The sequence below is a fragment of the Muricoccus radiodurans genome (assembly GCF_050154705.1).
GTDB classification, from domain to species: Bacteria; Pseudomonadota; Alphaproteobacteria; order Acetobacterales; family Acetobacteraceae; genus Roseomonas; species Roseomonas radiodurans.
Window position 1 is genome coordinate 412,766 of record NZ_CP189561.1, and the last position, 12,361, is coordinate 425,126.

Annotated in this window: 12 protein-coding genes; 6 read left to right on the forward strand and 6 right to left on the reverse strand. The window is 71.1% G+C overall.

Going from position 1 to position 12,361, the window contains the following annotated elements; translation table 11 throughout:
- Positions 1–69: 69 nt before the first annotated feature.
- Both ACP6CK_RS02095 and ACP6CK_RS02100 read right to left on the reverse strand, forming a co-directional pair.
- Positions 70–930, reverse strand: coding sequence for an ABC transporter permease (locus ACP6CK_RS02095; protein ID WP_426957120.1), 861 nt, complete (start codon positions 928–930; stop codon positions 70–72).
- On the reverse strand, positions 920–1,765 hold the full coding sequence (locus ACP6CK_RS02100) for an ABC transporter ATP-binding protein (RefSeq protein WP_426957121.1): 846 nt from the start codon (positions 1,763–1,765) through the stop codon (positions 920–922). Before ACP6CK_RS02100 ends, ACP6CK_RS02095 begins: the two co-directional genes overlap by 11 nt.
- 175 nt (positions 1,766–1,940) lie before the next feature.
- On the opposite strand from ACP6CK_RS02100, the gene ACP6CK_RS02105 reads away from it, so the two are divergent.
- Both ACP6CK_RS02105 and ACP6CK_RS02110 read left to right on the forward strand, forming a co-directional pair.
- Positions 1,941–2,354, forward strand: a complete 414-nt coding sequence (locus ACP6CK_RS02105; protein WP_426957122.1) for a rhodanese-like domain-containing protein — start codon at positions 1,941–1,943, stop codon at positions 2,352–2,354.
- Between the two features lie 639 nt (positions 2,355–2,993).
- Positions 2,994–3,431 carry a helix-turn-helix domain-containing protein gene (locus ACP6CK_RS02110; RefSeq protein ID WP_426957123.1) on the forward strand — a complete coding sequence of 146 codons (438 nt, stop codon included), beginning with the start codon at positions 2,994–2,996 and terminating at the stop codon, positions 3,429–3,431.
- Positions 3,432–3,442: 11 nt separating this feature from the next.
- Here the strand turns inward: ACP6CK_RS02110 and ACP6CK_RS02115 are convergent, their stop codons facing one another.
- The 4 genes from ACP6CK_RS02115 to ACP6CK_RS02130 all read right to left on the reverse strand — a co-directional run bounded on the left by ACP6CK_RS02115 (position 3,443) and on the right by ACP6CK_RS02130 (position 7,926).
- Positions 3,443–4,684 (reverse strand): glycosyl hydrolase family 8, encoded by a 1,242-nt coding sequence (locus ACP6CK_RS02115; RefSeq protein ID WP_426957124.1) that lies wholly within the window; start codon positions 4,682–4,684, stop codon positions 3,443–3,445.
- Between the two features lie 399 nt (positions 4,685–5,083).
- A complete protein-coding gene (locus tag ACP6CK_RS02120) occupies positions 5,084–5,968 on the reverse strand; it encodes a fumarylacetoacetate hydrolase family protein (RefSeq protein WP_426957125.1) in 885 nt (294 codons plus the stop codon).
- A gap of 12 nt (positions 5,969–5,980) precedes the next feature.
- Positions 5,981–6,955: a Bug family tripartite tricarboxylate transporter substrate binding protein gene (locus tag ACP6CK_RS02125; protein WP_426957126.1), complete on the reverse strand. Its 975-nt coding sequence runs from the start codon at positions 6,953–6,955 to the stop codon at positions 5,981–5,983.
- A gap of 8 nt (positions 6,956–6,963) precedes the next feature.
- Complete coding sequence (locus ACP6CK_RS02130; protein ID WP_426957127.1) at positions 6,964–7,926, reverse strand: Bug family tripartite tricarboxylate transporter substrate binding protein; 963 nt, start codon at positions 7,924–7,926, stop codon at positions 6,964–6,966.
- Positions 7,927–8,406: 480 nt separating this feature from the next.
- Between ACP6CK_RS02130 and ACP6CK_RS02135 the strand changes: the two genes are divergently transcribed.
- The 4 genes from ACP6CK_RS02135 (at position 8,407) to ACP6CK_RS02150 (ending at position 12,190) form a co-directional block, all read left to right on the forward strand.
- Positions 8,407–9,153, forward strand: coding sequence for an endonuclease III domain-containing protein (locus ACP6CK_RS02135; protein WP_426957128.1), 747 nt, complete (start codon positions 8,407–8,409; stop codon positions 9,151–9,153).
- Positions 9,154–9,274: 121 nt separating this feature from the next.
- The gene (locus tag ACP6CK_RS02140; RefSeq protein WP_426957129.1) at positions 9,275–9,712 is read left to right on the forward strand and encodes an MgtC/SapB family protein; all 438 of its coding nucleotides are present in this window, start codon (positions 9,275–9,277) and stop codon (positions 9,710–9,712) included.
- Between the two features lie 125 nt (positions 9,713–9,837).
- Positions 9,838–10,797: a Bug family tripartite tricarboxylate transporter substrate binding protein gene (locus ACP6CK_RS02145; RefSeq protein WP_426957130.1), complete on the forward strand. Its 960-nt coding sequence runs from the start codon at positions 9,838–9,840 to the stop codon at positions 10,795–10,797.
- 187 nt (positions 10,798–10,984) lie between these two features.
- Entirely contained in the window at positions 10,985–12,190 is a 1,206-nt protein-coding gene (locus ACP6CK_RS02150) for a mandelate racemase/muconate lactonizing enzyme family protein (protein WP_426957131.1), read from the forward strand.
- Positions 12,191–12,361 lie beyond the last annotated feature (171 nt).

Genomic DNA, 12,361 nt, shown 5'->3' on the forward strand with positions numbered 1-12,361 from the left:
CTCCCGAACAGGGGCGGAAGGCTCCCATCCCCCGCCCGCCGCGTCCAGCGGCGGGCGGGTCGGCGCGGGTTAAACCCCTGCCACGCTCACCTGCCCGGAATCCTGCCCGCGCATGGCCCAGCCCGTGGTCCGGTTCTCGATGGCCACCGCCACCGCGTACATCAGCACGCCCATCACCCCCGTCACGATCAGCCCCGCGAAGACCAGCGGCACGTCGAAGCGGGAGGACGCCAGGATCATCAGGTGCCCGATCCCCTTATTCGCAGCCACGGTCTCCGCGATGATCGACCCCACGAACGCCACGGTGATCGCGATCTTCAGGGAGGCGAAGAAATACGGCATCGCCCGAGGTAACCCGACCTTGCGGATGATGTCCGAGGGCCGGGCCCCGAGCGCCCGCAGCACGTCCCGCAGCTCCGGCTCTACCGTCGCGATCCCCGTCGCCACGTTCACCACGATCGGGAAGAAGGAGATGAGGAAGGCGGTGATCACCGCCGGCACCGTCCCGATCCCAAACCAGATGACCAGGATCGGCACCACCGCCACCTTCGGCACCGAGTTGAAGGCGATCAGCAGCGGGTAGAGCCCGTGATACAGCATCGTGGACGACCCGATCGCGATCCCCAGCAGCAGCCCGAAGACGATGGCGAAGGCGAAGCCGATGAGCGTCGTCATCAGCGTCTGCCAGGAATTGTCCAGCAGCGGGAGCCACCACTTCACCATGCTCGCGGCGATGGCCGAGGGCGCGGGCAGGATGAACTGCGGGATCTCGAAGGCGACGCAGGCCGCCTCCCAGAGCAGGAAGGTGCCCACGATGATGATCCAGGGCAGCCAGGCCGTCAGGCGCCGGCGCCGGCGCGCCGCCGCCGCCATCGCCTCCACCCGCGCCGCGGCCCGGCTGCGGGCCGGCATTCCCGTATCAAGCGGCATGGGTCGCCTCCTCCGGGGACGGCGCCGCGGCGGGCTCCTCCCCGCGCCGCGCGGCGCTGATGTGCTCGCGCAGGTCGTGCACCAGTTCCTGGAAGGGCTGGGTATACGTCAGGTCCAGGTTCCGTGGCCGCGGGAAGGGCACGGTCCGCTCCGCGATGATCCGACCGGGCCGCGCCGACATGATCAGCACCCGGTCCGCCAGGAAGGTCGCCTCCTTCAGGTCATGCGTCACCAGGATCACCGTCGGCTTCAGCACCTCGCAGACGCCCTGAAGCTCCACCCACAGGTCCTCGCGCGTGAAGACGTCCAGCGCCCCGAAGGGCTCGTCCAGCATCAGAAGCTGCGGGTCATGGATCAGCGCCCGGCAGAGGCTCGCCCGCTGCTGCATCCCGCCCGAGAGCTGGTGCGGGTTCTTGTGCTCGAACCCCGCCAGCCCGACGAGCGCGAGCAGCTTCCGCGCCTTCTCCTCATACATGGCGCGGTTCGCCCGCAGGCGGCGCCGGTGCGGCTCCACCACCTCCAGCGGCAGCATCACGTTCTGCAGGATCGTCCGCCAAGGGAGCATCGTCGGCGCCTGGAAGGCCATGCCGGCGACGGACAGCGGCCCGTCCACCTCGTGCCCCGCCACGATCACGCTGCCCGCGGAGGGCGGCCATAGGCCCGTCACCAGCCGCATCAGCGTGGACTTGCCGCAGCCCGACGGCCCGACCACCGCGACGAACTCGCCCTTCGCCACCCGCATGTTGGTGTGGCGCAGCGCCAGCGTCCCCTCCGCGCCCCCGTAGCGCATGGAGACGTCGTCGATCTCCACGAAGGGCCTCTCCACCCCGACCATTCCCGCGAACCTCCCCAACCCCGCCGCCGGTATAGCCGTCCACCGCGCGCCGGGCACCGTTCCGGCTCGCGGCCAAGCAAGCACCGCGCCAGCATCTTTCGGGCCCGCGCCCGATCCCGCTTGGTCTGACCCCGCGGCGTCCTATCTACCCCGCGCAGAGATAAAGGAATCGCCGATGCCCGTTGAGGACGTCTCCCCCCGGTCCACCTGGGACGCGCTGAGGACCGACCCCGATGCCCTGCTGGTGGACGTTCGCACCGACGCGGAGTGGAACTTCGTCGGCCTCCCGGACCTGTCCGAGGCGGGCAAGCAGCCGGTCCTGATTCCCTGGCAAGTCTTCCCGTCGATGCAGGTGAACGGCGCCTTCACCGAGCACCTGCACCGGGCGGGTGCCACGCCGCTCAGCAAGATCTACTTTCTCTGCCGATCCGGGGCCCGTTCCCTCGCCGCCGCCCAGGCTGCCCAGGCGGCGGGCTTCCCGAATGCCTACAACGTGGCGGACGGCTTCGAGGGCCCCGTGGACGGGGATGGCCACCGCGGCACGACCGCCGGGTGGAAGGCGTCCGGACTTCCCTGGCGGCAGCGCTGATCGGCCGGGGCGGGAGGCGCCGCGCCTCTCTTCGGGGGGACCGGGCCATGATCCGCGCGGACGTCAGAGACGCCCGGCCGGCCCGCCGCGTCGGCCCCCGATCCGCCCTTCTGGAACAGGATCACCATCAGGTCGGCCAGGAGCCGGTCCGTGTGGATCAGGTCGCGCGACCGGGCGAGCGTGGCGAGTTCCTCCACGGCCCGGAGGACGCGGGCCGAGGGCGGCTGCGCCACCCGGCGAGAGGATGGGTCAGATCCCATGGTGGCCCCTTGCGCCTGTGATTCGACGATGGCCTCGCGCGGCCTGCGGGACGTGCATCGCGGCACGTCGATGAACTCGCGGGAGGTCGAACTCGACCGGTTGGGACGTCATCTCGCGACCGGAGACCCTAAGAATAAATTTGCGCCATTTCTCAACATGCGGCACGTCATCGGTCGCCATGAGATCAGAGGTATTGTATCCCGGCCCCGACGAGGGGCGTTCCCATGGTGTAGGGGACCAGAACGTTCCCCTGGAACCTGTCCGCAGCCAAGTGGGAGAAGGGCGTCGCCGTGCCGGAAAAGCCCACACTTGTTGTTGAAGTCTTAGGCCGATCCGGCCTTCCCTGGTTCGGTCCCGTCGCGATTGAGAGACGCATCCATGGCGCCAGCCACTGATACGCGCGAAGCGGGCCTGTCTCGCCTCACGATCGACGAGCACATCGGCGGTCGCATTCGCATGCGACGAATGCTTCTCGGGCTCACCCAGGAAAAGGTCGCCGAGGCGTTGGGGCTGACGTTCCAGCAGGTCCAGCGCTTCGAGCGCGGGGTGAACCGCATGGGCGCCAGCCGGCTCTTCGATCTCTCGCGCGTGCTGGACGTCCCGATCGCCTACTTCTTCGATGACATGCCGGAGCATCTCGGCGGTGCCGCCACGATGGACCGCCGCATGGCCGAGCTCTCCGACGACACCGAGGTGGAGGGCGCCGGGAACGTCCCGCGGAAGGAGCGGCGGGAGGTGCTGCGTGCCTATTGCAGCATCTCCGATCCCGATGTCCGCAAGCGGGTGCTCGAATTGATCAGGAGCCTCGCCGAGTAGGGGCGCGTCGGTCATGCGGGGCGCCCGGCCTGCGCGTCATGCCAGGCCAGGCGGGCCAGGAGGGTGAGGGAGGCGCCGTAGTAGTCGGTCGCATCGGCCACCCGCGGCAGGTTCGGTCGCGCGCGCTGGTCCGACACCGTCGCGGCCGCGAGGCGCGCGACGGCCTCGACGCCGGCGTGGCCGGCATACGGTGCCAGGCGATCCGTGCGCAGGTCCGCCCAGGCCGGCAGGCGACCCCCATGCCCCGGGTCCGTCCAGTACTGGTGGCAGGAGTGAAGGGCTTGCTCCCCGCGGCGCCGCCCCCAGGCGAGGTAGAGCGGCACCCGCACGGCATCCCAGGAGAAGCGGGCCGGCTTGTCCGTGGCCAGCCGGACCGGCTCGCCCACGTCGTGCGGCACCTCGATCCAGTCCGCCGGCAGCGACCAGCGCCCGAAGCAGCCGAGTCGGCAGCCGATCTCCAGCCCGTTCATGACGAGCTGCCGCCAGCTCGGCCCGGGGACCAGCCGCTCGAACTCCAGCAGCGCCGGGACGATGTAGTAGGATGGGTTGAGGACCACATGGTTGCGGTGCTCGAAGCCGTAGGAGCCGGGCAGGAGAAGCAGCCGCTGGCCGATTCGCCGGGTGCAGAGGTCCAGGATGTCGGACGCGATGGCCCGTGCGAGACCGTCGTAGTGCGGCGCCTCGAAGCGCTCCGCGGCCCGCATCAGCGCCCAGGCGATCAGGATGTCCCCGTCCGTCGCGTTGTTCAGGTCCGTCACGGGCGTCAGGGACTCGGGGCGGTAGCGCCAGGCATAGAGCGCGTCGCGTGACCGCCGCAGATTGGTGTTCGTCCAGGCGAAGATCCGCTCGAAGCTCGCCTGGTCACCGGCCTCGGCCGCGAAGAGCATCGCGACGCCCTGACCCTCCGAATGGGAGATCCCGGAGTTGTGCGTGTCGACCACCCGGCCCTCGGCGGTGACGTAGCGCCGGTGGAACAGGTTCCACTCGGCCCGGAGGTCGGCCATCCAGGCGGCGGATCGGTCACGCGCTGGCCGAGGGATCGAGAGCAGGCCCGCATGGTCGAAGAGGCCCGGCGTCTCCTGAAAGGGAATCCCGCCGATGAAGGGAGGCGCGACGAGCAGCGCCGGCGTGGCCAGCATGGATGACAGGAGTCGTCGCCGCCGCACCGAACCGACCTGCCGGGCTGCCGGGCCGAGATGGGCCGCCAGGTAGTCCTCGGTAAGGATCGCGTCGCGCAGCGAGCCCTCGGGCATAGCCACACACCAAATCTGTTGTGTATGTTAAGCTGACATACATCCTTTAAGTTGTGTATAGGGGGAGTTCAACAACCCGCGAGTTTAACCTGGGATACGGACCGGGATGTGGCAGCCATGCCGCGGTTTAACCGGTTCGCGTTCTGAGAACTGGAAGGGCGGGGTGGCTGCCGTCGGCCGCCCGGGCGTGATCCGGCAGATCGGCTCGGCGAGGGAGTTCCCTGGCCGGAAGCCGTGACCCTGATCGTGCCCAGCCATGAACACGCATCGTCCCAACGTGCCATGGCCGCGCCGCCGGACGTGGCTCGCTGTTTCCCCGGCGCGGGGCGGCGAGCCTGGAGCCGGAGAGACCGGTCGTCTCTCCCGACGCCCTAGGAGGAGACGCCGCTCAGGAAGCGATCAGCCCGCGTCCGGTCCCACGATCCGGGTGGTCAGCTCCATCAGTCCTTCAAGGCCCGCGACGCAGGTATCGCCGGGCTTCAGGTAGAGCTCCGCCGCATTCGGCTGCGAGATCGCGGTCCCCCGCGGCGCCCCCGTCGCGATCACATCCCCCTGCTCCAGCGGCATGTAGCGGGAGAAATGCCCGATGATGTCCTCGATCCGGAAGATGTGCTCCGAAGTCGAGACCCGCAACCGCCGCTCCCCGTTCACATCGCAGGTCAGCCACAGGTCGTAGGGATCCACCACCTCGAACATCGGCACCACGAAGGGCCCTACCGGGCAGAAACCCGGCATGTTCTTCGCGGTCCAGAACTTCGTGCCGGTCTCGACCTCGCGCTTCTGGATCGCGCGCGCCGTCAGGTCGTTCAGCACCGTGATCCCGCCGACGTAGCGCCGCGCATCCGCCTTGCCGACGCGGTGCGCCCGCCGCGCCATGACGAAGGCCATCTCCGGCTCGTAGTCGAAGGTCGTGATCCCCTCTGGCCGCGCGACCGAGTCCCCATCCCCCGTCATCGTGGAGACAAGCTTCACGAACCCGGTCGGCTCCTGCGGATCCTCCTTCAGCATGCCCTCCCGCACCAGCTCCTGCCGGTGCACGCGGGAATTCTTGCCCACGCAGAAGATCTTCGGCGGGTTCAGGACCGGCGGCAGGAAGCGCACCTCATCAACCGGCCAGCCCGGCCCCTCCGCCCCGTCCGCCAACGCCCGGAGCACAGATTCCGGCAGCGCCAGCGCCGCCGCCATCTCCAGCCCCGGCGACAGGGCGAGCACCCGGTCCTCCCGCACCACGCCCAGCATGGGGGCGCCGCCCTTGCGCGGCGCAAAGGTCGCAAGCTTCAGCATGTCCAGAATTCCCTATTCCAGCGTCAGTCCGCGCTCGCGAATCAGGCGCTGCCACTTGCCCACGTCGGCGTCGATGTAGCGGGCGAACTCGGCCGGCGTCAGCGGCTCCGGCACGGCGCCCAGCCCGGCCAGCCGCTCCTTCACCTCCTGCGTCTCGGTGGCATGCGCCACCGCCCGCTGGATCGCCGTGGTGACCTCGTCCGGCGTCCCGCGCGGGGCCAGCAGCCCGAACCACCCCACCGCCGAGAAACCCGGCAGCGTCGCGGACACTGGCGGCACGCCGGGAAAGAGCGGGGAGGGCGCCTCCGACGTGATCCCCAACACCTTCAGGCTTCCCGCCCGCACCGCGCCTGCCACCGTCGGCGGCGGGGCGAACATCGCCCCGATCCGCCCGGCCATCAGGTCGTTCACCGCCGGCCCCGTCCCGCGATAGGGCACGTGTACCAGCTCCACCCCCGCCGTGCTCGCGAAGAGTTCCCCGACGAGGTGCGACGCCGATCCCACGCCCGACGACCCGAAGTCGATCGCCCCCGGCCGCGCCTTCGCCGCCGCCACCAGCCCCGCGACGTCGCTCACGCCGAGTGAAGGATGCACCACCACAAGATAGGCCGGCGCCGCCGCGAGCGTGACCGGCGCCAGCGCCTCGTGCACCGCGAAGGGCCGCTCCACCCCCGCCACCGCCATCAGCGCACCGGTCGAGGCCATGACGAGCGTGTGCCCGTCCGGCGCCGCGCGCTGCACGATCTCCGTCCCCAGCTTGCCCGAGGCGCCGGCCCGGTTGTCCACCACGACCGCATGTCCCCAGGCCGTTGTCAGGTACCGCCCGAGCAGCCGCGCCAGCACATCTGTCCCGCCCCCCGGCGCGAAGGGCACCACGATCGTCACGGTGCGTGAGGGAAAGGGATCCGCCGCCCTTGCACGGGGCGCGACCGCGCCGAGCGCCGCTCCCGCCAGAACCGCCCGCCGCGTCACCCCGTCACGAACCATGCCCAGCCTCACTCCGCCCGAATGTTCGCCCGCCGTGCCACCTCGCCCCAGCGCTGCGTCTCGCTTGCCACGAAGCCTCGGAACTCCTCGCCGAACAGCGTGCCCGGCGTGATCCCCACATCGTTGAAGCGCGCCAGCACGTCCGGGGAAGCCAGCGCCGCCCGCGCCTCGCGCACCAGCCGCTCCCGCACCGGCGCCGGCACCGCGGCGGGGGCGAACACCCCGTGCCAGGACAGGCTCTCGAAGCCTGGCAGCGTCTCCGCCACGGCCGGCACGTCGGGCGCCGACGGGCTCCGCTCCCGGCTGCCCACGCCCAGCGCCCGCATCCGCCCCTCCCGCGCGTGCGGCCAGGCAGACGAGAAGTTGTCGAACGACATCGGCAGTTGCCCCGCCAGGATGTCGGTCATGATCTGCCCCGAGGAGCGGTAGGGAACGTGGACGGCCTGCGTCCCCGTCATCTGCAGCAGCAGCTCCCCTGCCAGGTGGATCGACGTCCCCACGCCGGAGGAGCCGTAGTTCATCTGCCCGGGGCGCGCCTTCATGTAGTCCACCAGCTCCTGCACCGTCCGCACGGGCAGGGCGTTGGACACCACCAGGATGTTTGGCTGCGTCCCCAGCAGCGCGATCGGCGCGAAGTCCCGCACGTTGTCGAAGGGCATGCGCGGATAGATCGCCGCGTTGATCGCGTGTGAGGAGATCGTCCCCATGCAGATGGTGTAGCCGTCGGGCGCCGCCTTCGCGCAGGCGTCCGCCCCGATGTTGCCGCCCGCGCCCACGCGGTTGTCGACCACCACCGGCTGCCCGAGCCGCTTGCTCATCTCTGCGCCGACGACGCGGCCCACCATGTCCGTCACGCCGCCGGCCGCGAAGGGGATGATCATCCGGATCGGCCGCTGCGGCCAGTTCTCCTGCGCGGTCGCCGCGAAGGGCATCAGGCCGCAGGCCAGGGTCAGCAAGGCGCGACGCAGCATCCGATTCATCCCTTTCGCTGTTCCGCGCCTCGGCGGCGATGCCATGCGGGCGCCGTTGCCGCGCAGGAGGCGCAGCGCCGCCCGAGGTGTCAAGCATCCAGCCCAGCATGGACGATCACCCCGCCGTGCGCGCGGCGTGGCGTGCGGCGGACCCGCCACGCCCCGGGCAATCGGCGCCGTGCGCGCCGCCCTCGGCGGTCTCTCCGGCACGCTGCTGACGCCCCTACGACCCCGACCGAGCCCCACCCGCGCCGGCTGGATCCGCTCGCCGCCCGCGCCGCGTCCGCCGCGATCCGCGCCCGACCGTGAACGGCAGCACGAGCGAGTTCCGCACGCTCACCTTCGCCGAGGCGGAGCGCCTGGGGCCTTATCTCCCGCGACGCCCCGCCACGCCGCGTCCCAGCTCGCCAGGGCCGGGGCGGATGAGGTGAACCCCGAGTCGCCGCCCGCGTTTCTCCCCGATTCGGAGGAACCGGAGCCTTGGCCAGCACCCGCCACCCCCTGCACGAGAAGCTCCTGGAGGTGCATGCCCGACTCTGCGCCGCCTATGGCTGCCCCATCGCCTACTTCCACGACCTGGACCCGCTGGACGAGCTCGTCTCCTCCCTCCTCTCCCACCGCACCCGCAACGCCGACAGCGCCCGGGCCTTCCGCAACCTCCGCGACCGCTTCCCGGACTGGGAGGCGGTCCGCGACGCCTCGACCGCCGAGGTGCAGGAGGCCCTCTCGCCCTGCACCTGGCCCGAGGCGAAAGCCCCCGCCCTGCAGAAGACCCTTCGCGCCATCACCGCCGCCCGCGGCACGCTGAACCTCGACCACCTCGCCGACATGCCGGTCCCGCAGGCCCGTGAATGGCTCGAAGCGCTTCCTGGCGTCGGCCCGAAGACCTCCGCCGCCGTCCTCTCCTTCTCCCGCCTCCGCCGCCGCGCCCTGCCGGTGGACAGCCACCACCATCGCGTCGCCCAGCGCCTGCACCTCATCCCCGCCAACCTCGCCGTCGGTCCCTCCCACCGCGTGATGGAGGCGATGCTCCCCGACGAATGGGACGCCCAGCAGGTCTACGACCACCATGAGGTGCTGATGCTGCACGGCCAGCGCGTCTGCCACTTCCGCAGCCCTGCCTGCGCCCGCTGCGTGGTGCTCGACCTCTGCCCCACCGGCCAGTCCCGGCGCGCCGGCTCCATCGCCGCCGATCACGTGGACGCCGCCCGCCCGTCGAACCCCTGATCCGCGCCCTCACCGGAACGGTCGCCCGCTGCCATCAACCTGCCCCGATGTCATCCGAATGACAGCGGCCCGCCCCGGCTGAGATTGGCCCGCGGACCGCAACAGCGCGATCGGACCCGCCTTGGACAGCTTCGCCATCCTCCCGCACCTGAAGGCGCTCGCCATCGCCTATGTCCTCGCCCTCCCTATCGCCTGGGACCGGGAGAAGGAGGGCCGGAGCGCCGGCCTCCGCACCTTCCCCCTCGTCGCCATCGCCGCCTGCGGATTCATTCAGGCCTGCGAGGGATTCCTGCGCGGCGAGGCCGAGGCGACCGCCCGCATCGTGGAGGGCGTGATCGGCGGCATCGGCTTCATCGGCGGCGGTGCGATCCTGAAGGGCAGCGCCGGCATTCACGGCACCGCCACCGCCGCGGCCCTGTGGGCCACCGGCGCCATCGGCATCGCCAGCGCCCTGGGCGCCTATGACGTGGCGGTGGTGATCAGCCTGATGACCTTCCTCACCCTGGCCTTGCTGACCCCACTGAAGAGCAACAAGTCCGAACCGCCCGGCCCGATCTGATCGGCCCGACCTAACTGGCCCATCGGGCACCGGGGCCCGCCGTTGGCGCGGGCTCCCGCGCGTGGAAGGATCGTCCCGCGCCCGCAGAGGCGCCCGGCCGCGCCGGAAGGGGAGGGGACCCGCCGATGACGAAGCGCCTGATGGCCGCGCTGTTGCTGCTCCTGACCGCCCTGCCGGCGCTCGCACAGCTCCCCGACCGCCCCGTGCGCCTGATCGTCGGTTCGCCCCCCGGCGGCACCACCGACATCATGGCCCGCCTCCTTGCCGAGGCCGTCGGCCCGCACCTGACGGCCGGTGCGGTCGTCGAGAACCGCCCCGGCGCGAACGGCAACATCGCGATGGGGGAGGTCGCCCGCGCCGCGCCGGACGGCGCCACGCTGATCGTCTGCGCCTTCGGCCCCTGCGGTGCCAACCCGGCCCTCTACGCCAACCCCGGCTTCGACCTCGCGCGCGACTACGCCCCGGTGATCCTCACCGGCGCCGTCCGCAACATCATGGTCGTCCGCCGCAGCTTCCCGGCGAACACGCTTCAGGAGGTCCTGGACCGAGTCCGCGCCGAACCCGGCCGGATCACCTTCGCTTCGTCCGGCGCCGGCGCCTCCAACCACCTCGGTCCCGAGCTCCTCCGCACCCGCTTCGGCCTCAACTGGGTCCACGTTCCCTATCGCGGCAGCGCCCCCGCCATCACCGACCTCATCGCCGGCAACGTGGACGTTTTCTTCGACAACATTCCCTCCATCCTCCCCCACATCCGCTCCGGCAGCGTGAAGCCGATCGCCGTCGTCGCCGCGGAGCGCGTGCCGGAAGTCCCCGACGTGCCCACCTTCGCGGAAGGTGGCGCCCCCGGTGTCGTCATCGACTCCTGGTTCGGCCTCCTCGCCCCCGCGCGCACGCCCGCCGCGACGATCACCGCCCTCAACGCCGCCTTCAACCGCGCCCTGGGGAACGAGACCTTCCGCCGCCGCGCCGCCGAGGTCGGCATCGCCCCGCTCGGCGGCCCGCCCGAGCTGATGGGCGAGCGGGTCCGCACCGAGGCCGCGCGCTGGCTCGAGGTGGTGCGCGCGAACAACCTCCGCGCCGACTGATGCAGCCATCGCGCGCGACCCCGGGAGGCGCTGCCTCCCGGACCCTCCGCCGGGGGTTGAACGCAACCCCCGGACCCCGCGATCGGATTCCACGCGGGTCCAGGGCGCGCGTTCGCGCCCTGGTGCATGGGGTCCGGGGAAGGCAGAGCCTTCCATGGGGCCACCAGACCAACAGGCAACGGACCGCATGAGCAAGATCACCGCCCTCCGCACGATCCGCATCCCGGAGCGCGCGAACCTCCTCTGGGTCGAGGTCACGACCGACGAGGGCCTGACCGGCCTCGGCGAGGCCTTCCGCGGCTCCCAGGCCGTGGAGGCGGTGATGCACGAGAGCGTCGCGCCCTACCTCCTGGGCCGGGACTCCCGCCGTATCGAGGCCGCGTCGCGCCACCTCCTCACGCCCTATGTCGGCTTCGGCGCCGCCAGCGCCGAGGTCCGCGCCGCCTCCGCCGTGGACATGGCCCTCTGGGACCTGATGGGCCAGCGCCACGGCATCCCGATCCACGAGGCGATGGGCGGCGCCGTGCGCGACAAGGTCCGCGCCTACAACACCTGCGCCGGCTACGACTACAACTCCCGCGGCGCCGGCCAGCGCCGCATCGGCGAAGCCGACGCCGTCACCGGACCCTATGACGACCAGGTCGCCTTCTTCCGCGACGCCGGCGTCCTGGCGGAAAGCCTTCTGTCTGAGGGCTACGCCGCGATGAAGATCTGGCCCTTCGACCCCCACGCCGATGCCTCCGGCGGCCAGATGATCTCCCTGGAGGGCCTGAAGAAGGGCCTCGAACCCTTCGAGAAGATCCGCCGCGCCGTCGGAGACCGCATCGAGATCATGGCCGAGCTGCACTCGCTCTGGTCCATGCCTGCCGCGGCCCGCATCTGCCGGGCGCTGGAGGACTTCAACATCTTCTGGGCCGAGGACCCCATCGGGAAGATGGAGGATCTCGAATCCCTCGCCGAGCTCCGCCGCCAGACCCGCGTCCCGCTCTGCGGCAGCGAGACCCTGGGCGGCAAGACGAGCTTCCGCCGCGCCCTCGAACTCGGCGCCGTGGACATCGTGATGCTGGACCTCGCCTGGTGCGGCGGCCTCACCGAGGCGCGCAAGATCGCCGCCCTCGCCGAATCCCACGCCCGCCCGCTCGCGCCGCACGACTGCACCGGCCCCGTCGCCCTCTGGGCCGGCCTTCACCTCGCCGTCCACGCCCCCACCGCGATCTTCCAGGAGGTGGTCCGCGCCACCCTCGCCACTTGGTACCGGGACCTCGTCACCGCGCTGCCCACCATCCAGGACGGCCACGTGCTGGCTCCCACCGCCCCCGGGCTCGGCTGTGCCCTCTCGCCCTCACTCCTCGCCCGCCCCGACCTGATGATACGCGAGTCCCGGATGACTTGACCCTCCCTCCTTGCAGCTGTAGGAACATATTCATCAACCTCCCGATCTGCGTCCGCCGCCGACCGCTCGTGACGGCCTCACGTCGTGCGAGCAGCTGGTAAGGAAGTAAGGAGGTAAGAATGTGCCGGGGCCGAGGTCAAAGTGCCCCGGTCTAGCGGCATCTGCTCGGCG